General features: G+C 37.1%; 22 protein-coding genes. 13 read left to right on the forward strand and 9 right to left on the reverse strand.

The window, feature by feature from the left end:
• Positions 1-2: 2 nt before the first annotated feature.
• Entirely contained in the window at positions 3-2,129 is a 2,127-nt protein-coding gene (locus B091_RS0108675; RefSeq protein WP_025069563.1) for a TonB-dependent receptor plug domain-containing protein, read from the forward strand.
• A 24-nt stretch (positions 2,130-2,153) separates the two neighbouring features.
• Positions 2,154-2,609 carry a DUF4625 domain-containing protein gene (locus tag B091_RS12015; RefSeq protein ID WP_018109614.1) on the forward strand — a complete coding sequence of 152 codons (456 nt, stop codon included), beginning with the start codon at positions 2,154-2,156 and terminating at the stop codon, positions 2,607-2,609.
• A gap of 91 nt (positions 2,610-2,700) precedes the next feature.
• Here B091_RS12015 and coaW read toward each other — a convergent pair whose 3' ends face one another.
• Both coaW and B091_RS0108690 read right to left on the reverse strand, forming a co-directional pair.
• Positions 2,701-3,543, reverse strand: a complete 843-nt coding sequence (gene coaW, locus B091_RS0108685) for a type II pantothenate kinase (RefSeq protein ID WP_018109615.1) — start codon at positions 3,541-3,543, stop codon at positions 2,701-2,703.
• Between the two features lie 126 nt (positions 3,544-3,669).
• Positions 3,670-4,038, reverse strand: a complete 369-nt coding sequence (locus B091_RS0108690) for a DMT family protein (RefSeq protein WP_018109616.1) — start codon at positions 4,036-4,038, stop codon at positions 3,670-3,672.
• Between the two features lie 372 nt (positions 4,039-4,410).
• Here B091_RS0108690 and B091_RS0108695 point away from each other — a divergent pair, with 372 nt between their 5' ends.
• Entirely contained in the window at positions 4,411-5,727 is a 1,317-nt protein-coding gene (locus B091_RS0108695; protein WP_018109617.1) for a solute carrier family 23 protein, read from the forward strand.
• Between the two features lie 190 nt (positions 5,728-5,917).
• Here the strand turns inward: B091_RS0108695 and B091_RS0108700 are convergent, their stop codons facing one another.
• Both B091_RS0108700 and spt read right to left on the reverse strand, forming a co-directional pair.
• Entirely contained in the window at positions 5,918-6,379 is a 462-nt protein-coding gene (locus tag B091_RS0108700) for a hypothetical protein (protein ID WP_018109618.1), read from the reverse strand.
• A 461-nt stretch (positions 6,380-6,840) separates the two neighbouring features.
• Positions 6,841-8,025: a serine palmitoyltransferase gene (gene spt / locus B091_RS0108705; protein ID WP_018109619.1), complete on the reverse strand. Its 1,185-nt coding sequence runs from the start codon at positions 8,023-8,025 to the stop codon at positions 6,841-6,843.
• Positions 8,026-8,555: 530 nt separating this feature from the next.
• Between spt and B091_RS0108710 the strand changes: the two genes are divergently transcribed.
• Complete coding sequence (locus B091_RS0108710; RefSeq protein ID WP_018109620.1) at positions 8,556-9,452, forward strand: diacylglycerol/lipid kinase family protein; 897 nt, start codon at positions 8,556-8,558, stop codon at positions 9,450-9,452.
• A 7-nt stretch (positions 9,453-9,459) separates the two neighbouring features.
• On the opposite strand, the gene B091_RS0108715 is transcribed toward B091_RS0108710, so the two are convergent.
• Complete coding sequence (locus B091_RS0108715; protein WP_018109621.1) at positions 9,460-10,731, reverse strand: sensor histidine kinase; 1,272 nt, start codon at positions 10,729-10,731, stop codon at positions 9,460-9,462.
• 21 nt (positions 10,732-10,752) lie between these two features.
• On the reverse strand, positions 10,753-11,430 hold the full coding sequence (locus B091_RS0108720) for a response regulator transcription factor (RefSeq protein ID WP_018109622.1): 678 nt from the start codon (positions 11,428-11,430) through the stop codon (positions 10,753-10,755).
• Positions 11,431-11,609: 179 nt separating this feature from the next.
• Here B091_RS0108720 and B091_RS0108725 point away from each other — a divergent pair, with 179 nt between their 5' ends.
• From B091_RS0108725 to B091_RS0108735, 3 genes are all read left to right on the forward strand, one after another.
• Entirely contained in the window at positions 11,610-12,302 is a 693-nt protein-coding gene (locus B091_RS0108725) for a phosphatase PAP2 family protein (RefSeq protein WP_018109623.1), read from the forward strand.
• Positions 12,303-12,492: 190 nt separating this feature from the next.
• A complete protein-coding gene (gene aspS, locus B091_RS0108730) occupies positions 12,493-14,256 on the forward strand; it encodes an aspartate--tRNA ligase (protein WP_018109624.1) in 1,764 nt (587 codons plus the stop codon).
• Between the two features lie 4 nt (positions 14,257-14,260).
• Positions 14,261-14,647 (forward strand): GtrA family protein, encoded by a 387-nt coding sequence (locus B091_RS0108735; protein WP_025069564.1) that lies wholly within the window; start codon positions 14,261-14,263, stop codon positions 14,645-14,647.
• A 101-nt stretch (positions 14,648-14,748) separates the two neighbouring features.
• Here the strand turns inward: B091_RS0108735 and B091_RS0108740 are convergent, their stop codons facing one another.
• The 3 genes from B091_RS0108740 to B091_RS0108750 are packed head-to-tail and all read right to left on the reverse strand — an operon-like array spanning position 14,749 to position 17,290.
• Positions 14,749-15,642 carry a carbon-nitrogen hydrolase gene (locus B091_RS0108740; protein ID WP_018109626.1) on the reverse strand — a complete coding sequence of 298 codons (894 nt, stop codon included), beginning with the start codon at positions 15,640-15,642 and terminating at the stop codon, positions 14,749-14,751.
• A gap of 27 nt (positions 15,643-15,669) precedes the next feature.
• Entirely contained in the window at positions 15,670-16,731 is a 1,062-nt protein-coding gene (locus B091_RS0108745; protein WP_051069813.1) for an agmatine deiminase family protein, read from the reverse strand.
• Between the two features lie 28 nt (positions 16,732-16,759).
• Positions 16,760-17,290, reverse strand: coding sequence for a ferredoxin domain-containing protein (locus B091_RS0108750; protein ID WP_018109628.1), 531 nt, complete (start codon positions 17,288-17,290; stop codon positions 16,760-16,762).
• Positions 17,291-17,534: 244 nt separating this feature from the next.
• On the opposite strand from B091_RS0108750, the gene B091_RS0108755 reads away from it, so the two are divergent.
• The 6 genes from B091_RS0108755 to B091_RS0108780 all read left to right on the forward strand — a co-directional run bounded on the left by B091_RS0108755 (position 17,535) and on the right by B091_RS0108780 (position 22,059).
• Positions 17,535-18,155: an ABC transporter ATP-binding protein gene (locus B091_RS0108755; RefSeq protein ID WP_025069565.1), complete on the forward strand. Its 621-nt coding sequence runs from the start codon at positions 17,535-17,537 to the stop codon at positions 18,153-18,155.
• Between the two features lie 34 nt (positions 18,156-18,189).
• Positions 18,190-18,975 carry an ABC transporter permease gene (locus B091_RS0108760; RefSeq protein WP_025069566.1) on the forward strand — a complete coding sequence of 262 codons (786 nt, stop codon included), beginning with the start codon at positions 18,190-18,192 and terminating at the stop codon, positions 18,973-18,975.
• A 6-nt stretch (positions 18,976-18,981) separates the two neighbouring features.
• A complete protein-coding gene (locus tag B091_RS0108765) occupies positions 18,982-19,323 on the forward strand; it encodes a hypothetical protein (protein WP_018109631.1) in 342 nt (113 codons plus the stop codon).
• Between the two features lie 140 nt (positions 19,324-19,463).
• Positions 19,464-19,967 (forward strand): GNAT family N-acetyltransferase, encoded by a 504-nt coding sequence (locus B091_RS0108770; protein WP_018109632.1) that lies wholly within the window; start codon positions 19,464-19,466, stop codon positions 19,965-19,967.
• 173 nt (positions 19,968-20,140) lie between these two features.
• On the forward strand, positions 20,141-21,235 hold the full coding sequence (locus B091_RS0108775) for a Nif3-like dinuclear metal center hexameric protein (protein ID WP_018109633.1): 1,095 nt from the start codon (positions 20,141-20,143) through the stop codon (positions 21,233-21,235).
• 5 nt (positions 21,236-21,240) lie between these two features.
• Entirely contained in the window at positions 21,241-22,059 is an 819-nt protein-coding gene (locus B091_RS0108780) for a zinc ribbon domain-containing protein (RefSeq protein WP_018109634.1), read from the forward strand.
• The last annotated feature ends 357 nt before the right edge of the window (positions 22,060-22,416 follow it).

The following is a 22,416-nucleotide window of genomic DNA, read 5'->3' on the forward strand; positions in this document are numbered from 1 at the left end:
CAATGAAAATATATTTACTTGGTTTAGCATACACAATAGTGGGTATGCAGGCTCTTTACGCTCAAAATTTAGCCGACTCCTTGGCCTTTGAGGCCTACCTTAATGAGGTTGTAGTAGAAGTCAAACACGCTTCATCAAGCTCAATGCCACTTGCCTTACCTAGTCAAGAAGTTAACGGTCTATGGCTTCAGAAATATCGTGCTGGCAGCCTTATGCAGAGTCTTGAGAGCCTTGCAGGCGTACAAGCTATGCCAGTAGGAGCTACACTTTCTAAACCAATGATTCGTGGGCTTGGTTTTAATCGGATTGCTGTAGTGCAGAATGGCATTAAGCATCAGGGGCAGCAATGGGGAGCTGATCATGGCTTGGAGATTAACCAATATGCACCAAACCTGTTCTATGTCCATCAAGGTCCCATGTCTTTGCAGATAGGCTCGGATGCCATTGGCGGAGTGCTTGAGGTCGAATCTGTCTGTAGCAAGCCTAAAGATGGGGTTAATGGCGATTTATATCTATATGGAGGTACTAATAACGGTTTATTGGGCTCAGTAATATCATTAGATTATCAGAGAAACAAAAACTATTGGAGTCTGCAAATGGGGTATCAAACTACTACTGACTATAAGGTTCCTACTGATGAATTTAACTATTTAAATGGTCAATATCACCTAAATAAGGGAATACTCAAAAATACGGCCAGCAGAGAATTATCGGTCAATACGGTGTGGTCTAAGCAAGGTAAGCGTTTGAACTCTCGCCTGCTTGTGAGCTTCATCAATTCAAAAATCGGGTTCTTTGCTGGGGCGCACGGCATTCCCTCAAGTATCGACTTGGCTAGACCCAAAAGCAAACGAAGCATTGAGTTACCCCATCAGCGGGTAGGGCATTACAAAGCCATATACAATGGAGATTATACCTTTAATTTCAAGAATCAAGTCTTTTGGGATTTAGGAATCCAGTTTAATGATAGGGCTGAGTTTGCAAAACCCCATAGCCACGACGATGCTCCACTTCCCACGACAAATAAGGAACTCAGTCTGAAGTTGGCAACAACAAGTCTAAATGGAAGATGGCTCTATAAGTTAAACCGAAAGAATCATATAAGCCTCGGGATAAACAGCGAATTGCAGTATAATAGAATAGGGGGGTATTCCTTTCTGATACCGAACTATAACCAATCAGCTATTGGATTCTACCTTGCAGATAAATACTATTTCAGAGATAATCTCTCGATGAGTCTAGGAGTTCGATATGATTTAGGACATCTAAACGTTTCCCCTTATACAGATATGAGCTTTGATGAGCAATATCAGCAACGTGCAATAGCACTTGATAAGGTGTTTCATGATTATAGCTTCTCGTGGGGTGTGGCTTGGGATATAAATCACTCTTGGAGCCTAAAGTCTAACATTGGCAAGAGTTTTCGTATGCCAGGTGTGAACGAATTGTCGGTCAATGGAGTCCATCACGGTACTTTTAGGCATGAGTTGGGAAACCCCAATCTTAAACCCGAGAAATCATATCAATGGGATTTAAATATAGATTACAAACAAAAGGAGTGGCTCGAAGTGCTAACACTAAATGCATTCATTAATTATTTTCCCAACTATATCTACCTGAATCCTTCGGGAAACTTCTCTTGGCTACCCGATGCTGGGCAGTATTTTGAGTATGCTGAATCTCGAGTTTTTCGTTGGGGCTTGGAGCTTATGGGTACTGTTAATCTGACCAAGACTTTGGTTTGGCATCCTCAACTTGCTTATGTTCATGCAGAAGATATGAAGAGTAAATACCCAATCCCTTTTACTCCACCGCTGGATTTGAGTAATGAACTAGGCTTTCACAAGTCTGAGGTATTGGGCTTAGAAGATTTTTATATCGGGTTTACTCATCAATATAAAGGGGCACAGAACAGAGTTGCTCGAAATGAATTGAAGACACAGTTCGCATCCCTATTTAATTTGGCAAGCCGAATAACTCTTCCACTAAAGAGTTCCTTCATTAAATTAAATTTTCAAGCTCAAAACCTGCTCAACACAACTTCTTATAACCACTTGAGCTTCTATCGCTATCTGAATATTCCAGAGATGGGCAGGACTTTTAGACTAGAGTTTCAGTATAGTTTTTAGAAATAATTTAAAACATTAAAACCAATGAAAAAGAGTCTTTATTTATCGCTAGCATTAATTGCTTTTCCTCTATTTACCTCTTGTAACGACGATGACGACAAGGGGAAGGATACCCAGGGGCCCAAGATCACCTTATACACCCCTGCTGATGGGCAGCATATGCACAAAGGAGATGAACTTATTGTTAAGTTTCAGTTGGCCGACGAGTCGGGTATTCAAAGTTATAAACTCGACATTCATTCTGCTGCTGGGCATACACACGAGCACGATGATCATGTGCACACACGTGCCGAAGAGCTTAAGAACTGGAGCTATCAGAAGGTATATACAGATATGAAAGGTCAGAAAGAAGCCGATGTTCAGCTAGATTTAGGTAAGGTTCCTACCGATATTAAAGGTGGCGATTATCATTTGGGTGTGTTGGCTACAGATAGTTTTGGTAACGAAACTCAGCACTTCATAACCATCGAAGTGGAATAAAGAAGTAATTCCGATACCCAAATTAAAAAGCAACTCTGATAAGTCTAAGAATTTAGAATATCAGAGTTGCTTATTTTTATGTTTAGTCCACTTATAGAATTGATTCTATACCTTCTCTCTTCTGATACGCTAGTGCAGCCCCTATAGCTGTGCTATATTCAGAATATTGTGGAATATGGAATCGAACCTTATAGAGCTCTTCTATTTTTTGGAATATTTCTCGGCATTGAGGGATTTTGGTAAGGTTACCAATCAAAACAAAATCTTTTATATTGCTATTGACAGCCGATAAAATGGCCGACTGCCCTATGGCACGAAGCACAAGATGAATAATGCCAGATGCTAAGTCTTCGGGCGAGGCGTTGCCATCCACCTTACCAAAATTAGAGGCAGTAGCATCTAGAGGTAAACCTGGTAGTGGTTTGCTACAGATGTCTTGAATAAGTAGGTCGATATTATTAATATTACCACGCGATGCTAGCTCAGCAATGGTATCAATCTTTTGAGTTTTAAGCAATAGTCTTGAAAGCCCAAGTAGAGTACCTCCTCCAATTCCTGTACCACCAATATGGGCAACACTATCTCCTTTAACCTTAACAAAAGAGGTCCCTGTACCCATACTAACAACAATCATCTCTTGAAGGTCAATCGTAAATCGAGCACCTAAGCCGTTGGCCAAGAACTCATCTGTGCGTGCAGTAGGGATGCCTAAGAGGGGTTTCTCTATAAAAGCACTACCAACTCCGGTCAAAATAATTTCTTCAATATCGGATAGCGAAATTTCATTGATTGTAAGATACTTCCCCAAAGCCCCAAAGAGCGAAGCAACAGGGTCGGAAGCTCTAACGCAGAGGGGCGTTATAATGTCACTACCATTGACACCGACAATTTTAGTTGTACTTCCTCCAACATCTATACCTATAACAAGCCCCATAAATGATAATTATTAGTGGTTAATAATGACGGCAAAGTTATAATTTTATATTGAGACCTTACCTATAAACAACAAATCGATTTAACCGATTCTGAAGCTGTGAGACTAAATAACTCGATTAAAACCTTATTTTTTGAAGATGAAATAGACTGCAAGTATCAGGAATATAAAGCCTACAAGATGATTCCACCTTAAAGTTTCGTTTTTAAAAACGACAAGAGTAAAGATTGTAAATACAGTAAGAGAGATCACTTCTTGCATCACTTTTAGCTCCCATAGGTTAAAAGGCCCTCCGTTGTCAATATAACCGATTCGATTGGCTGGCACCTGGAAACAATATTCGAAGAGTGCGATACCCCAACTTACAAGAATAATCATAGGTACTCCCATACTGGCAAGAGATCCCATATCTTTAAACTTAAGATGCCCATACCAAGCGAGAGTCATAAAAAGGTTTGAGCAGATTAATAGTCCTATAGTGCTGAGCGATTTCATTATTTTATGTTGTTTATATTTAGCCCAAAAATAAACATTTTATCAATCATTCGTGTTGATAATCAACCATTATTTATGCATTTGAGAGTTATAGCTTACTATTTAATAAAAAATATTCTTACGATTAAGTGTGTTTTATTATGAATATAACTCTATATTTGCACTCTGGTAAAAAACAGGTAACCAGAGAATATGAATCTTACATACAATTTTCGCAGTCTTATCCAGATGAACTCAAATCATTTGAACGGAGTAAATCCTGTTTCAAAGGCATATTTATCGCCTTTAGATCCGCAATTCAGTATTATTAATATAATAGCCGATAACGTTTTACGTTTGTCGGCTTTTTTTATGTCTTTAAACAAACAATAAATGAACACAAACGACGAGAAAAAAGTAGTTTTGGGGGTAGATGAGCGCCCCAAATTTATCCAATGGATTGTTCTTAGCATCCAGCACCTTTTTGCAATGTTTGGTGCAACCGTATTGGTGCCGGCACTTACAGGTATCAGCCCTGCTGTAGCTCTAATAACGAGTGGAATAGGAACCTTGGCTTTTATCATCATTACCAAGGGGAAGGCTCCTTCATACCTAGGATCTTCTTTTGCTTTTATTAGTCCTATTATTGCGGTCAAAGCTTTGGAACTCGATCCAGCCTCAGGAGTGGGTATGGGTAGCTTCTTAGTCGGCGGTTTCATGGTCGGTGTGACTTATATTATTGTAGCATTAATAATTCATAAAGCAGGGACTACTTGGTTGATGAAACTACTTCCCCCCGTGGTTGTAGGCCCTGTTATTATGGTTATTGGTCTTGGTCTTGCTTCAACAGCTATCGGGATGGTTACCAATAATGCAGCAGGAGAATACGACATAACTTATGTTCTGATCGGTTTTATTACCTTAACCATTACTGTTGTTACGGCCATATTTACACGTGGTTTCCTGAGTGTAATTCCTGTATTGATAGGTATCGTAGGAGGCTATCTATCGGCATTAGCAATGGGAGTGGTAGACATAGAGCCTGTTCTAGCAGCTAAATGGTTTGAAGTTCCTGCGTTCCAAATCCCATTCTTAAACTATACACCTTCATTTTCTTGGAGAGTAATTTTACTAATGGTTCCAGTAGCAGTTGTACCAATTGCTGAACACATAGGTCACCAATTAGTACTTAGTAAGGTTATCCATAAAGACCTAATTAAAGACCCAGGCTTAGATCGATCTATGTTTGGTGACGGTATAGCTACAATCTTAGCTTCAACTCTAGGAGGCCCTCCAAATACAACATACGGAGAGAATATTGGAGTACTGGCCATCACTCGTGCTTTTAGCATCTACTTATTCATTGGAGCTGCATTTTTTGCTATCCTTTTTGGATTCTGTGGTAAGGTAGCTGTTTTACTATCTACCATACCATCTCCAGTGATGGGAGGTGTTTCAATTTTACTCTTCGGTATAATTGGTTCTAGTGGCTTGCGTATGCTAGTGGAAAACAAGGTTGACTTTAGCATCAAGCGTAACCTTATAATTTCTTCTGTAATTTTGGTAATCGGAATTGGTGGAGCAGCTATTCATGTAGGGAATCTTTTCTCACTCGAGGGCATGGCTCTAGCTTCAATTATCGGTGTTATTCTTAATCAAGTGTTACCTGGCAAAGAGGTAGTTGACTTCGAGAAGATGTTTAAAGACTAAATCAATTCCCCAATAGTTTAGTTAAACCAAAAAGAGGCTGATAGAAATGAAATTCTATCAGCCTCTTTTCTGTATGACTTATCAAGCTTAGCGTTTATTGTCAAAATGACTTACTCACTTAACTTGTCCGACTAGCTCGCTTACAGCTTCTGCCTTACTCATAAGGTAGAGTGTACCTAGCAGAAGTGTCTTAACGGTTCATTAAAGCCTTATGCTTGGGAAGTAAAGCTTTGCTATTGAGCATATTTACATTGTTAAGCAATTCTAGTTTTTCTTTAAAACTTAGTTTTATCAAATTTGGATTTTCAAGCCACCAGTTGTAAAACTTAACAGGAAAGCGCTTGTAAGGCACACTAGCAGGAATCTGATCGTTGTAGCCAGGGAAATCAATATTCAGCTTTAAACCTAAGAACATTTTTTCTTCATTAGGGATTTTACGAATACGCTCAAACAATACACGATTAAGATGCGGTTCAAGTTCAAAATGTTGCTTGTCTCTGAGTCGAGCAAAGCTTAAAGGATCTTGAGATATCCATTCATCAACAGTTCGAGTAACATCTTCACCATTAACATGAATAGTAATCCTATTATTTGAAGCATAAACTGTATCTGTACGAAGAGGGAAAGCAGCGGATTGCGTAATAGATGCCATGTTCTAATTTTAGTTTAATATTAATTTAGTTAGTAAGAGTGTGATATTTAATTGTATTTTGTCAATCACACAATTAAATAGAAAATGCTTAAATAACTTTCAAAATTTTATTTGAGTTCGAGATAAAACATGAAAGTCAGTGTTTTACAATATATTAAGATTTAGAGGTGTGATCAAAAACTCATTAAAGGTCAAAAAAGGTCGTTTATCCCATTTTATCGGATAAAAGTTACATTTATACATGAGTTTTGATTGTTTCCTATAAAATAAATATTAAAAGGATTAATATACAAATATTTTAAGGATTATTTCATTATATCTTATTGGAAACTAAATAGATAGAAATAGATATAAGGATCAAAACTAAGGAAGGATAGTTGAAAAGTAAATGCACAAAAAATGCGGATGCTAGGCTATTGCTGAACATCCGCATTTGTTTTTATGTCAATTGATACTGTGTATTATAGCAAATCAAGAGCCTTGAAGCACTTTATAAGCTTGCTTACCGCAAAATCAATTTGTTCTTTAGTATGTGTTGCCATCAACGAAAAACGGATTAACGTATCGTTGGGTGAACAAGCTGGAGGAACTACAGGATTAACAAATATCCCCTCGTCAAATAACATCTTTGTTACAATAAAGGTTTTATCCATATCTCGAACATACAAAGGAATGATAGGAGTAGAGGTCGAACCTATTTCGAAACCACTATCTCTGAAGCATTTCAATGCATAGTTTGTTAGTTCCCATAATCTTTCGATACGCTCTGGTTCTTGTTTCATTATTTCTAGGGCAGCACTTGCAGCAGCTGTAGCAGCAGGCGTGTTACTTGCACTAAAGATATATGAGCGAGAGTTGTGGCGTAAATAGTTGATAACCGAAGCATCAGCAGCAATAAAACCTCCAATTGAGGCTAGTGACTTACTAAATGTTCCCATAATCAAATCAACATCTTTGGTAACACCAAAGTGATCACAAGTACCTTTTCCATGACTACCCAATACGCCTAAGCCGTGGGCTTCATCAACCATGATACTTGCATTATACTGCTTAGATAAGCGCACTATTTCGGGTAAATTTGCAATATCACCCTCCATACTAAACACTCCATCAACAATAATTAGTTTTACAGCCTCTGGACGACACTTTTTGAGTTCGTTTTCGAGAGACTCCATATCGTTATGTTTAAATTTCGATACAGTTGAAAAAGAAAGACGACGGCCTTCTACAATAGAAGCGTGGTCTAACTCGTCACAAATGATGTAGTCTTCACGGCCAGTAACACAAGATACAACTCCTAAATTCACCTGGAAGCCAGTAGAATAAATAATAGCATCTTCTTTTCCGACAAATTCGGCTAAATCCTTTTCGAGTTGAATATGTAGATCTAAAGTTCCATTAAGGAAGCGAGACCCTGCACAACCAGTACCATATTTACGAGTTGCTTCAACAGCCGCTTCAATTACTTTAGGATGATTTGTTAGACCTAAATATGAATTGGAGCCAAACATAAGTACTTTTTTGCCACTCATCAGCACCTCTGTGTCTTGTTCGCTCTCAATGCAGCGAAAATAGGGATATACGCCTTTCGATTTTATCTGTTGAGGTAGGTCGTATTTCGCCAATTTATCTTGTAATAATCCCATGAATTGATGTTTATAAATAATCCGTTATTTAGACAATTCATCCACCAAACGAATAGTTGATAAATGTAGTGTATGTGTAAGTTATAGTTATTTTTAACAGTGGGCAAAGATAAGAATAAAACGACTTAAATCAGTATGTTTTCAAAAAAAATGTATTAATCCCGATATTGTCTCTATTATAATAGCTGGCGTATTATAATAGAGAGCATGTGTCATTATTATTACAATAATATAAGTTTAGTATTCTATTAGTGAGCCAGAAACTACTTCAATACCAGCATGAGTCGACAATCTGGTTTCAGAAAGACAAAGTACCTCAGGGTAATCTAAATCTCATAATTTAAGATATTTAGCTCTGCTTAATCGCGATAATCAACTTCTATATATAGAACAAAACATCAATAGTCAAAAACAACAACAAAATTTTGTTAATAGAACTAGAGGTTTTAACTTACAAATAGTTTTATCTTTGCACTTAGAATAGAGATGGGATAATGAGATCCTCGAATAAATGACTCGATACTGATTAAATGAAAACAAATATAACCTTTATAATAAATCCCGTTTCGGGGACAGGTAATAAGCAGGAGCTTCCTGCGATGATTGAGCGAGTATTGGCATCTGCTGCTATTAATTACGAAATCATTTTCACCAAATATGCAGGTCATGCTGAGGAAATAGCTACCGAAAAGGCTAAATCAGGTGTCGATATAGTTGTAGCTGTTGGTGGAGATGGAACGGTAAATGAAGTGGGTCGCGCACTTGTTGATACTTCAACCGCTTTGGGTATTATTCCGTGTGGATCGGGTAATGGTTTAGCACGTCATTTAGGAATATCTTTAATCCCTAAGAAAGCGATAGAACTCTTAATTGACGCTGTACCCAGCATCATCGACTATGGCAAGATTAATAATGAAATCTTATTCTTTTGCTCTTGTGGTGTAGGTTTTGATGCACTGGTTAGTCTGAAGTTTTCACAAGCCAACCGTAGAGGATTGATGAGTTATTGCAATATTGCACTCAGAGAGAACTTTAACTATAAACCCGAAACTTATCACTTGATTACTGATGAGGGTGCTGAGCTTATTGATAAAGCCTTTGTTATAGCTTGTGGTAATGCAGCACAATATGGTAATGATGCCTTTATCGCTCCACATGCTTCTATCCAAGACGGCTTGCTTGATGTTACTTTAATTGAGCCGATTCATTTTATCGATACACCAATCCTATCCTACCAACTTTTCACGAAAAAGATTGATACCAATAAGAAAACTAGGACTTTACGCTCAAAGAAAGTGCAAATTATAAGAGAATCCGAAGGAGCTATGCACTATGATGGAGAACCAATTATGGCCCCTAAGAATTTGACTATTGAAGTTGTTCAGGGTGGATTGAAAGTTATTGCGAACTCTCTAAGAAAAATTTAGGCAAACTCTAGCTCTTTAAAGTTATCTTGAATTGGTGAAAGTTATCTGCAAACTGATAGCCAATATCCCATTTATGAAAAATGCAGATTTCTTTAGCAATAGCCAGTCCTAAACCACTCCCGTATTTAGAGTTATCCTTTCGTATGAAACGTTTAAATATAGATGAATCTCCTAACCCAGGAGATTCACTTGTGTTATAGACTATAAGTGAATGCTCATCAAGCAGGATTCGTACATCACCCTTAGGTTTATTGTATCGGATTGCATTCGAGAACAAATTATTAAGTAGTACATCAACTAATGTCGAATTGGCTTTCACCTGAAATGTATCAACTGTCGAAATTGAAAAATTCACATCTTCAGAATTGGCTATCTCTTTAAATAGTTGGTAGGTATCTTTGAGCTTTTGCACCAAATCAACATTCTCTTGCGTCATATACTGGTTATTATCAATCTTAGCAAGGAGTAATAAATTCTTATTCAGTCGTTTAGTTTGAGCCGAAGCAGTATATAAAGATTGAATAATTTTATTTTGTGATTCTGTTAAGTCAGGATCTTGAAGCAATAGATCAAGTTGAGATTGCACTACGGCTAGAGGAGTTTGGAGTTCGTGAGAAGCATTTTCTATAAACTCTTTTTGACGTTGATAGCTTCTTTGAGTCCGATGCATCAACTCTGATAGCTTTTCATTAAGATATTTATATTCAATAATATTAGTAGCTTGAAACTTCGGTATTGACTTACCATTTACTTCAAATAAACTAAGAGTCTGCAACGTATTATAGAAGGGATTAGAAATTTCACGTGAGAATATACGATAAACAACCATTAATCCGATAATGATAAAAAAGAACTCCACACCAAGCTGTGAGGCAATCATTACAATCAAATCTGCTCGACTAATCATGGGTATACGTGAAGCAATTAAATAGGGTTCATCTTCAATTTTAATCGACTCGTAGATTACGCGATAATCGATAACTTCATTTAAACTCTTATCAAAATAGATGTGCTGTATGGGAGTGTTGAGTTTAATGTCTTCTTTAAACTCAATAATTTGAAGGTCTGGATTATAATGATTCCATGTATCAATATCTATATAAGAGAGGACAGGTAGCTGGTTTTCCTCAAACTGTTTGATACGATAAGTTATCATGTGGTCTAAGTCATCGGTATAGAATGCCTTAATAATATAGAATAGGAGTGGGCTAACCAGCGTTAGAACGATAACTGTAGAAACAATAAAATTGATAACACTTCTAAATTTCAAGCTATGCATAAGTCGTTTTTTGTTATTAGATTACTCCTCAATCCAGCGGTAGCCTGTTCCATAGATCGTTTTTATACATTCTCCTTTATCATATTGAGCAAGTTTGGCTTTCAGATTTTTGATGTGCGTGTAAACAAAGTTATGACTATTAAACATGTCGGCCATATCACCTGATAAATGTTCAGCTATAGCATTTTTGGAAATTACACGATTCTGGTTAGCCACCAAAAGCACCAATAAATTATATTCAGTCTTGGTAAGTTCCAAACTTTTATTGTCAACAACGGCTGTTTTGGCAAGTAAGTTTATCGCAATACCATTTGAGTGAATTACATTAGAGCTATTCGATATTTTTCGTCTAAGTAAAGCATAGATACGGACACCTAATTCTGGTAATGAAAAAGGTTTAGCTAAATAATCATCGGCTCCAATCATAAGCCCACTAATCTTGTCGTCTAAACTAGTCCTAGCAGAAAGAATGATTATACCACTATCTATTTGGCGATTTCGAATAACCTCAAGAAGCTTCAATCCGTCACCGTCGGGCAAGTTTAAATCTAAGAGGATACAACTATAATCGTATAGGCTGATTTTTTCCAATCCTTCATGATAAGTAAAAGCTTGCTCACATAAGTATTTGTTATTGGTCAAATACTGATACATATTATCTGATAGGTTTTTCTCATCCTCAATAATTAGTATTTTCATATGCTAAAAAAACAGGTTATTTTTCATTTATTCTACTCTATAATGCAATATTACGAATAAGAGTTATCAAAACATTAAATATACTGTACGATTTAATACAACTGTAACTTTTAGAACAGAAACACTACAGAATTAGAGTTTAGATTTGCACTATTATTTAAATACAAAAACAGTATTGTATGAGTTTCTTAGAGCAAGTTTTATTATGGGAGAAGGATATATTCCTTATGATTAACGGTAGTGATTCTCCTCTTTTAGATTCCATTATGTGGCTCTTCTCTGGAGCGATAATGTGGATTCCTATTGGCGTGTTCTTCCTTTTCTGTATTGCTTATAGAAAGAACTACTCTGAGTGGTTACCCGTACTTCTAGCAATTGGACTGGTGGTACTGTTTTGTGACCAATTTTCGTCCACTTTGTGTAAGCCTTATTTCGAGAGATTTAGACCAACCCATCATCCACTCTTTATGGATCAAGTAGATACTCTTTTTGGATATAGAGGGGGTAAATATGGCTTTATTTCTGGACATGCAACTAACTTCTTTGGTTTTGCCATGCTAACCTCTTGCATTTTTAAGAATAAGATTTACTCTATTGTTATTTTTATATGGGCTGCTTTAGTTGCCTATTCTAGAGTATATTTGGGAGTTCACTTCACCTCAGATATTATTGCAGGAGCTATTAGTGGAATGATTATTGGATACCTTACCTATAGACTATACGCAGTAGCAGTAAAACACTGTTCTAAACGTATCGCAAAACCAGTTACTAAAGGAAACACTTCAGGTCGAAACATTGCGATTGGCCTGGTGTTTAATAGTGCTATATTCCTTTCGTTTAGCAAATATATTGTACACTTATTAAAAGGGTGATATAGCAGTCATCTTTTGCTTATATAGAATTAAAACAGACCCTCAGAATGATAGATCATTTTGGAGGGTCTGTTTCTGTTTAAAGACTTTAAGTAATAAAACTTACTACAGTTTTAAGAAGCTTAGTTCTATTATTTTATGTATTTTCGCATATTGTATATAAAATAACAAACGGCTAAATACGAAAAAGATGTTTAGAACACATACTTGTGGAGAGCTAAGAATCTCTAATACTGACCAAAAGGTCACATTATCTGGTTGGGTACAACGCAGTCGTAGAATGGGGGGAATGACCTTCATTGATCTACGCGACCGTTATGGAGTTACTCAGCTGGTTTTTAATGAAGAAAACAATAAAGAACTTTGTGATCGTTCTAATAAATTAGGACGCGAATTCGTTATTCAAATTACTGGTTCTGTAAGTGAACGATCAAGCAAAAATGATAAAATTCCAACAGGTGACATTGAAATCCTTGTTGAAGAACTCAATATCCTAAACACGTCTGCAACACCACCATTTACTATTGAAGAGAAAACTGATGGGGGCGATGACATACGTATGAAGTATCGTTATTTAGATCTTCGTCGTCCTAATGTCCGCAAAAACCTAGAATTGCGTCATAAAATGACCATGGAGGTTCGTCGCTATTTAGACAATTTGGGCTTCCTAGAAGTCGAAACTCCTGTTCTTATTGGGTCAACTCCTGAAGGTGCACGTGACTTTGTTGTGCCATCTCGAATGAACCCTGGAGAGTTTTATGCTCTACCTCAATCACCTCAAATATTTAAGCAGCTATTGATGGTTTCTGGATTTGACAGATATTTCCAAATCGTTAAATGCTTCCGTGATGAAGACTTACGTGCCGACCGTCAACCTGAGTTTACTCAAATTGACTGCGAGATGAGCTTTGTTGAACAAGAAGATGTTATTACTGCTTTTGAAGGTATGGCAAAACATCTCTTCAAAACAATACGTAATGTGGAGCTTGAAGGTGATTTCCAAAGAATCACATGGCATGAAGCTATGCGTCTGTACGGTAGTGATAAGCCTGACACACGCTTCGAAATGCAGTTCGTAGAACTGATGGATATTCTTAAAGGTCACGGTTTTGGCGTATTCGACGAAGCTGAATATGTAGGTGGTATTTGTGCTAAAGGTGCTGCTACTTATACTAGAAAGCAACTCGATCAACTGACAGATTACGTGAAGCGTCCTCAGATTGGTGCTAAAGGAATGGTTTATGCTCGTGTTAGTGATGATGGTTCTGTAAAATCAAGCGTTGATAAGTTCTACAGCCAGGAGGTATTGCAAGAGATGAAAGTTGCATTCAATGCTGAGCCTGGAGACTTAATCCTTATTCTATCTGGCGACAACACGATGAAAACTCGCAAACAACTTTGTGAGCTACGTCTTAAAGTAGCAGAAGAGTTAGGTCTAAAAGATAAAAATAAATTTTCTTGTCTTTGGGTGGTTGATTTCCCTCTATTTGAGTGGGACGAAGAGAACAAGCGATTTGCTGCAGTACATCATCCATTTACTTCACCAAAACTTGAAGACTTACAATATATCGACTCGGATCCAGGTCGTGTGCGTGCAAATGCCTACGATATGGTAATCAATGGAGTTGAAGTTGGTGGTGGTTCAATACGTATCCACGATGGTAAGCTACAAAATAAGATGTTCGAAGTGCTCGGGTTTACTCCTGAAAAGGCTCAAGAACAATTCGGTTTCTTAATGAATGCATTCCAATATGGTGCACCTCCTCATGGTGGTATCGCTTATGGACTTGACAGATGGGTTTCTCTATTTGCCGGTCTAGACTCTATCAGAGACTGTATCGCATTCCCTAAAAACAACTCTGGTCGTGATGTTATGATTGATGCTCCAGCAACTCTGGATGCGAGTCAGCTTGACGAATTGCACTTAAGCATAACCACTCCAACAGAGGAATAAGGTTTTGAAAGAATCGACTCGGGTCTTAAGATTCGCTATAATAGGCACAGTCAATGCAATAATTACAGCTATAATTATTGCATTGATGATGAATAACCTCAACTTTGATTATAAAATATCAAATATTGTAGGCTATCTCATTGCTCAAATCAACAACTTCGTTTGGAGTAAGTATTGGATCTATGTATCGGATGAGAATAGAACAAAGAGCATTTGGAATCAGTTATTTAAGTTTTCAATCTCTTGCATTCTTGCTTATGCAGTCCAATTCGCATTTATCTATCTTCTGATCGATTTACTAGGAGCTAATGCTTATTTAGCACAATTTATAGGACTGTTTGTCTATGGAGCAAGTAACTTTTTGTTTAATCGCTTCATTACATTCAAGTAGTTTGAAAATATTTATAGGTAGCATAGCTGCTGACTAAGTAACAAAAAAGGCTAAACCTGTTGAGGTTTAGCCTTTTTTTGTATTAAAGCTTATGAGCTTTATTAGTCGATATATCTTCTTAGAATATCATTGTACGCATCAATTCGTCGGTCGCGCAAGAATGGCCACCAGCGTCGAACGTTTTCAGATCTTGTCAGGTCAATATCAACTACAAGGTTTTCATCTCCACTGTTACCCGCTTCTGCAAGGAACTCGCCTTGAGGACCCAATGCAAAACTATTACCCCAGAAAGAGATTCCGTTAGTTTGGCCTGAAGGATCAGCTTCATGACCAACACGATTAACTGCAATTACAGGTAAACCATTGGCTACTGCATGACCACGATGAGAAATAACCCAAGCATCGAGTTGACGCTTTTTTTCGTCGTCGGTATCACTACTTTCCCAACCAATAGCGGTAGGATAGATAAGTAGCTCAGCACCTTGCATAGCCATAAGGCGAGCTGCTTCAGGATACCATTGATCCCAGCAAATCAAGACGCCTAACTTGCCAAGTGAAGTTTCGATCGGAGTGAATCCTAAATCACCTGGAGTGAAGTAGAACTTCTCGTAGTAAGCAGGATCATCTGGAATATGCATCTTACGATATTTACCAGCAATACTACCATCACTATCAATAACGACAGAGGTATTGTGATATAAGCCAGCTGCACGCTTCTCAAACAAAGAAGTTACGATAACAACTCCGAATTTTGCAGCAAGCTCTGTATAAAAACCTGTTGAAGGACCGGGAATAGTTTCAGCCAAATCGAATGTATTAACATCTTCAGTCTGACAGAAGTATAGTGAGTTGTGAAGCTCCTGAAGAATAATTAACTGTGCACCTTTAGCTGCACAATCGGCAATATTCTCAGCAAGTTTCAATAGATTCGCTTTGGTATCAGCACTATTAAATTGCTGTACTAAGCCAACTTTTATATGTTTTTGTTTAGTCATTTCTTTCGAATTTAAATGATTAATATATTATCGTAGAACTCCGACGGGGTATTGCATAGTAACACAATGTAATGATCCGTGTTGTTTAATTAGAGGCGAGCAATCAATCCCAATAATTTCGAGATTAGGGAATGCTTCTTGAAGTGCTTGTTTGGCCAGCTTATCATTTTTAGGTTGATTATAGGTTGGATAAAGCACAACCTGATCCATAATCAAGAAATTCGCATAGGTAGCAGGAAGACGCTCCATATCAAAAATCACCTCATCAGCCATTGGCAAAGCAATTAGTTTATACGGATTTCCCTCCAGAGTTTTGAAGCCTTGAAGTTGTTTCTCCATCTTCTTCAATTCTTCAAAATGCTCGTCCTGCTCATTATTACACTTAACGTAGGCAATGGTATCCTTAGGACACAGTCTGGCAAGCGTGTCAATATGGCTATCCGTATCATCTCCTGCAAGGTAACCGTAGTCTAACCATAGAACCTGCTTGAGGTTAAATTGTTTGATAAGATATGCTTCAATCTCTTCTTTAGACATCTCTTCGTTTCTATTGTCTGATAACAAGCAGTGAGAAGTCGTTAAGAGGGTTCCTTCACCGTCACTTTCAATTCCTCCGCCTTCTAGTACAAAAGAGAGTGCATTAATATAAGAGCCATTCAGAACTTTTGCTTTGCACAGTTTACGAGTAATCAAGTTGTCGTGGCAAGATGCAAATTTAAGTCCCCAACCGTTAAATGTAAAGTCTAGTATATAAGGTTTATCACCATCGAGCATTGTTATTGCTCCGTGGTCACGAGTCCAAGTGTCGTTAGTAGAACACTCAAAAAGACGTACATTCTTCATGTTGATATCGGATTTCTCGAGTAGCTTTCGCACCTGCTCAATCTCCGGACTTGAAATGAGTAGAATTGTACGTTGAGCAATCTCTCTTGCCAAACTCAGGTAACACTCTTCAACCTCGTGTAGCATATGCTCCCAGTCGGTTCCGGCATGAGGCCAAGTTAGTTGTACTCCGCTTTGAGCATGCCACTCAGCAGGCAAATAGGCCTGTGAGGGAATTAAATTATTCTTATTTGGTATTGACTTCATATCGTTACTATTAAACTTAGAATTGAAATTACTTTTTAGAAGCTCTATCAAAAAAAGGATTCTTTGAAGAGATGCTAATAGGAACAGCCATAATCATCGTACAACCATTCATATAGTCGAGCTTTTGAGCAGCTAGACCAACCGAAAACATCAGGCGTGTGTCCACTCTGAGGTCAGCGGCAAGTGCTACAGCAGAACCTAAGGCAATGCCAACATCTAGACCATTAAAGAAACAGGGCACGCCTTTAACCCGACTTGAACAAGTAGGAAAACCACAATGTCCACAGTTAAGCCCCATCGGACGCTCCTTAGTTCCAATTAACACCACACATTCTGCCTGAAGAACATTAGCTGAGTCACGTTCCATTTTAAACTGAGAGCCACGAAACTCAAAGCCCTGCATTAGAGTTGATAATTCCTTTATCTTCTCTTCTGTAATAACTGCTATCTCAAGGATATCTACTCCTCTAGTCTTGGGAGCAGTTCTTGCAGCAGTAATTAATTTGTTCGCAATCTCTAAGGCACGCTCTTTACGCGTATCTCTCTCATTTAAAATCATGGCTTATATCTTTAATATGCATACAAAGATATGGATTAATGCAAGGTATTAGAAAGAAACTATCGTAAAAATCATATGTTAAAATACTAGATCTGATTGAATAGAATGGGGAGAGCTTAATTTATTCCAACAACTTTATAATCCGCAAATAAATCAGAGTGTTATTTGATATTAAAGAGGTCTGATAATTAAAGTGAAGTCTATAAAAAGACTTATATTTGCTTTTACTATTATGACAAAACCAATACTACATATTATAGATGCAAGCATCGCTTATGGCAAAACAACTCTGTTTACTAATCTGAACATAGAATTGCATCCATCCAATATGTATTGCATAGTAGGAGAGTCAGGCCAAGGTAAGACCTCACTTTTGAAATCTATACTTGGTTTCATACCCTTAAAGGAGGGCTCTATTCATATTCTAGGTGTAGAGCTGAGCAAAAGCAATATTCACAAAACAAGACGTTACAGCTCCTGGATCCCACAAGAATTGTATTTGCCTGAGGAGTGGGTAAAGGACATGATAGCAGTCCCCTTCAAACTTCAGGAAAATAAGCATATTCATTTCTCTGAAGACAGATTAAAGGCTTATCTAACTGCACTGGGGCTTGACCACAACATCTTAATGAGAAGAGTTACCGAAATATCGGGCGGTCAGCGTCAACGACTTATGATAGCTATTACAGCTATGCTAGACAAGCCTCTAATGATAATTGACGAACCAACTTCAGCACTGGATCCTCATGCTATTAGTCTTGTCATTCATTTTCTGAAAGAGTTAAACAAACAAGGTGTAGCTATTTTAGCGGTCAGTCACGACCGTATTTTTGCGGCTAACTGTGACAAACGAATTTATCTCTAACTACAATGATAACTACAAAAACACAAAACACTTAGTGGGTACTATAGATATATCATATTTAAGTCTAGGAGTAGGATTATTGCTTTCTGCGATCCCGCTCTATTATCTTTGGAAGTATAAAACTCGACTCGTTAAGGCTACTGCAATAGCAATCTTTAGAATGATTGTTCAGCTCCTGCTCGTTGGAGTATATATGAAATATCTCTTTGCGTGGGATAATCCTTGGATAAATGCGTTATGGGTAATTATAATGGTTTTGGTAGCATCGCATACCGCTGTAACCCGAACAAACCTGAAAGCCAATTTACTTTTCATACCTATATCTATAGGGTTTCTATTTGGAGCAATATCAATAGGTTTCTTCTTTTTGCAGTTAGTATTAAGAATTGATAATGTTTTTCAAGCACAATACTTCATTCCTATTTTAGGTACACTAATGGGAAACATGCTATCTAGTAATGTTATAGCATTAAATACCTATTATCAGGGACTGTTTCGAGAACAACAGCTCTATTACTATCTATTAGGTAATGGTGCCTCATTTAGTGAAGCTAGGGCTCCTTTTATTAGTCAAGCATTAGTAAAAGCTTTTAGTCCACTAATTGCTAATATGGCTGTGATGGGGTTGGTTGCACTGCCAGGAACAATGATTGGTCAAATTTTAGGGGGTAGTAGTCCGAATGTCGCTATAAAATATCAGATGATGATTATCATTATCAATTTTGCAGCATCAATGCTTTCTCTGATAATTACGATTAAACTCTCTTCTAAACATACCTTTGACGATTTTGGAGTTCTAAAACCTGTATTCAAAAACTAAAACAATATGCTACAACTACCGAATTACTCTGAAGACTCGCTAGAAGTTAAAATATTAAGAACCATTGCAAATCACCCTCAAACCAAGTACTTTATCGTAGCTAAATTTAATAGTCTAGGAGCAATAGAACTAGATAAATTGCATGAATTCATTACTAGAAAAGTGATAAACAGAGAAAATAACACTACATTCAAAACTAGCTTCTCAGATCAAGATACTCGGCTTATTCTTACATTTTACCCTACAAATTCCAATTTGGAATATAAATATTCACTTATTCATACTTTTATCGAAATGTGTAACAACAGTGCAATAGGTGTTAAAATAGATGATACTCAAAAGCACTAGAAAACGTGTATAAGTGACATTAGGGTTACGTTATAGTGATTAATAACACACTAAACACAATTATATGAGTGTGAGTGAGTACTTATAATATCTTCTTGTAATATTCTTGCTATTTTTGTACCCACAAAATAAGACTATTAATGATGAAACATAATTTAAGAAGATGGCTTTTAACTGATGAAGAAGATTTGGTTAAGTTGATGAATAATGTACATATCTGGAATACGCTTTCCGACAACTCACCACTACCTTTTACTCAGAAAGAGGCTAAAGAATATATTACACTGGCAACTAAAAGAACTGATGCATTCGATGCATTTGCTATAGAAATTGATCAAGTGCTCATCGGTGGAGTTAGTTTACGACAAATGGCTGTGCCATGTCATATTGTTTATGAACTAGACTTCTGGTTAAGTCAAGAATATTGGGAGCAAGGAATAATGACTTATGTTCTTCAAGATATAGTAAGCCATGCTTTCATACATCTTCCCGTACTTAAAATAATAGGAAAAGTTTTAGGAGAAAATCTTAAGGCTAAATTTCTATTAAGTAAAATCGGATTCCAAGAAGAAGCTGTGATTAAGAATGCCGTACTTAAGTGTGGTAAACTTCAAGATTTAGTTATTATGTCTATCGACGAATGATTAATTTCGTGCTAAACCTCATAAGTGCAGATATTGTAGCCTAATGATCTTACAATAATACTGATTTTACCTCTATCTACTACCAAATAGTTAATTAGGCGTAAATATGTTGGTTTAAATGAAGCTAAAGTTGTATTTTTATTTAAATTTGCAACATAAAGGTTTATAAACGCATGAAAGTTAAGGAGATTTTGAATGCCCTTGAACGTTTTGCACCTCTGCCATTGCAGGATGGATTTGATAATTCCGGCCTGCAAATCGGATTGACAGAAGTGGAAGCTACAGGGGCTTTGTTGTGTCTAGACGTGACTGAAGAAGTGCTTGATGAAGCAATCCGAAAGGGCTGCAATATTATAATAGCTCATCATCCATTACTCTTCAAAGGGTATAAATCAATTACAGGTAAAGACTACATAGAACGATGTATCATCAAAGCAATAAAAAATGATGTTGTCATATATGCGGCTCATACAAACTTAGACAACGCTTGGGGTGGAGTTAACCACAAGATAGCTGAAAAACTAGGTCTTATAGAGGCTAAACCTCTAGCACCTAAAGCAGAGATGCTTAACAAACTAGTTACATTCGTCCCCACGAGTAAATCTGAAGAAATTCGTAAAGCGTTATTTGATGCTGGATGTGGCCATATAGGTAATTACGATTCTTGCAGCTTTACTGCTGAAGGTCAAGGAAGTTTTAGAGCCCTTGAAAACTCGAATCCGTATAGTGGATCAAAAAATGAACTACACTTCGAACCTGAAGTAAGAATAGAAACTGTCTTCCCCAAATACATCAAATCAAAAGTTGTAAAGGCTTTACTTGAGGTACATCCCTACGAGGAGGTAGCTTTTGATATCTACGAACTTGAAAATTCGTGGAGCCAAGTAGGAGCAGGCCTAATAGCTCAGCTCCCCGAAGCCATAGACGAAAAAGAATTTCTGCTCAAAATCAAAGAGACTTTTGGTGTAGGCTGTATCAAACACAGCTGTTTGAGAGGTAAGCCACTCCGCAGAGTCGCACTGTGTGGAGGATCGGGAGGTTTTCTGTTATCCAACGCCATTCAGGCTGGAGCAGACATATTTATTAGTGCAGAAATAAAATACCATGATTATTTCGGAAATGACGACAAAATATTAATAGCAGATATAGGACACTATGAGAGTGAGCAGTATACAAAAGAACTGTTTTATTCTATTATCAAAGATTTATTTCCTAATTTTGCAATCCATTTTACTGAGGTAAATACAAATCCAATTAAATATTTATAAAAACGATGGCTAAAGAAACAAAAGAGTTAACTGTAGAAGAGAAATTAAAGATTCTATACGAACTACAGACTGTATTGTCTAAAGTTGACGATATTAAAACTCTTAGAGGAGAGCTTCCACTTGAAGTTCAAGATCTAGAGGATGAAATTGTAGGATTAAATACACGCATTGATAATATTAAAGCGGATATTGATCAATTGAAGACAGATGTAGCTACCAAAAAAGTAGATATTGAAACAGCTAAATCTCTTGTCGAGAAATATACAGAACAACAAAACAATGTTCGTAACAACCGTGAGTACGATCTTTTAGGCAAAGAAATTGAGTTCCAGACTCTAGAGGTTCAGCTTGCAGAAAAGCACATCAAAGAATTTGCTGCAGACCAAAAGAAAAAGTCCGAAGAACTTGAAGAAAGCAAACTATTTCTTGATGGACGTGCTAAAGATTTAGATCAAAAGAAGCAAGAGCTTGAAGATATTGTTTCTGAAACTAAGCAAGAAGAAGAAAAGCTAAGAGAGAAATCTAAAAAGCTTGAAGCCAAAATTGAACCACGTTTATTACTATCATTCAAACGTATCCGCAAAAATTCACGTAATGGATTGGGTATTGTTTATGTAGAGCGTGATGCTTGTGGAGGTTGTTTTAATAAAATTCCACCACAGAGACAACTGGATATTCGTTCACGTAAGAAAGTTATCGTTTGCGAATATTGTGGTCGAATCATGATTGACCCAGAATTAGCTGGTGTTAAAATTGATGTTGTTGATACGAAGAAAAAGCCTGCTCGTAAGACAGCTGCTACTAAGAAGAAAAAAGAAGACTAAGCATTGCTTTCTATTTTATAGAAACCATGACTTAATCAAACAGAATACGAGCATAAATTACTCCTGTAATTTATGCTCGTAAATAATAAGACACCCTCTCATAAAGTGTGTAAGTTAAAATGATGGGCTTGGGTAACAACTTTACCTGAGCCGTTGTTTTATAATAAAAAACTTAGACATGTATGAAAACAGAAGATTTAATCCCCGATGAGTTCTTTAAACAGTTCAAAACAGGTGAAGAACTAAACAACTTCCTTAAGTCCATTCAAAAGCGAGGTATAGAGAAAATGCTCGAAGGTGAGCTGGATGCTCATTTAGATTATGACAAACACAGTCATAGAAAAGAGGATAATAGCC

This window comes from Bacteroides propionicifaciens DSM 19291 = JCM 14649 (assembly GCF_000375405.1).
Lineage (GTDB): Bacteria > Bacteroidota > Bacteroidia > Bacteroidales > Bacteroidaceae > Bacteroides_E > Bacteroides_E propionicifaciens.

Bases quoted from the DNA above. Each gene is read 5' to 3' on its own strand.
- B091_RS0108770 (WP_018109632.1), top strand. From the start codon at position 19,464: ATGATGAAACATAATTTAAGAAGATGGCTTTTAACTGATGAAGAAGAT.
- B091_RS0108745 (WP_051069813.1), bottom strand. From the start codon at position 16,731: ATGAAGTCAATACCAAATAAGAATAATTTAATTCCCTCACAGGCCTAT.
- B091_RS0108695 (WP_018109617.1), top strand. From the start codon at position 4,411: ATGAACACAAACGACGAGAAAAAAGTAGTTTTGGGGGTAGATGAGCGC.
- aspS (WP_018109624.1), top strand. From the start codon at position 12,493: ATGTTTAGAACACATACTTGTGGAGAGCTAAGAATCTCTAATACTGAC.
- B091_RS0108725 (WP_018109623.1), top strand. From the start codon at position 11,610: ATGAGTTTCTTAGAGCAAGTTTTATTATGGGAGAAGGATATATTCCTT.
- B091_RS0108765 (WP_018109631.1), top strand. From the start codon at position 18,982: ATGCTACAACTACCGAATTACTCTGAAGACTCGCTAGAAGTTAAAATA.
- B091_RS0108740 (WP_018109626.1), bottom strand. From the start codon at position 15,642: ATGACTAAACAAAAACATATAAAAGTTGGCTTAGTACAGCAATTTAAT.
- B091_RS0108700 (WP_018109618.1), bottom strand. From the start codon at position 6,379: ATGGCATCTATTACGCAATCCGCTGCTTTCCCTCTTCGTACAGATACA.
- B091_RS0108775 (WP_018109633.1), top strand. From the start codon at position 20,141: ATGAAAGTTAAGGAGATTTTGAATGCCCTTGAACGTTTTGCACCTCTG.
- B091_RS0108675 (WP_025069563.1), top strand. From the start codon at position 3: ATGAAAATATATTTACTTGGTTTAGCATACACAATAGTGGGTATGCAG.
- B091_RS0108690 (WP_018109616.1), bottom strand. From the start codon at position 4,038: ATGAAATCGCTCAGCACTATAGGACTATTAATCTGCTCAAACCTTTTT.
- B091_RS12015 (WP_018109614.1), top strand. From the start codon at position 2,154: ATGAAAAAGAGTCTTTATTTATCGCTAGCATTAATTGCTTTTCCTCTA.
- B091_RS0108715 (WP_018109621.1), bottom strand. From the start codon at position 10,731: ATGCATAGCTTGAAATTTAGAAGTGTTATCAATTTTATTGTTTCTACA.
- B091_RS0108710 (WP_018109620.1), top strand. From the start codon at position 8,556: ATGAAAACAAATATAACCTTTATAATAAATCCCGTTTCGGGGACAGGT.
- B091_RS0108720 (WP_018109622.1), bottom strand. From the start codon at position 11,430: ATGAAAATACTAATTATTGAGGATGAGAAAAACCTATCAGATAATATG.
- spt (WP_018109619.1), bottom strand. From the start codon at position 8,025: ATGGGATTATTACAAGATAAATTGGCGAAATACGACCTACCTCAACAG.
- coaW (WP_018109615.1), bottom strand. From the start codon at position 3,543: ATGGGGCTTGTTATAGGTATAGATGTTGGAGGAAGTACAACTAAAATT.
- B091_RS0108750 (WP_018109628.1), bottom strand. From the start codon at position 17,290: ATGATTTTAAATGAGAGAGATACGCGTAAAGAGCGTGCCTTAGAGATT.
- B091_RS0108780 (WP_018109634.1), top strand. From the start codon at position 21,241: ATGGCTAAAGAAACAAAAGAGTTAACTGTAGAAGAGAAATTAAAGATT.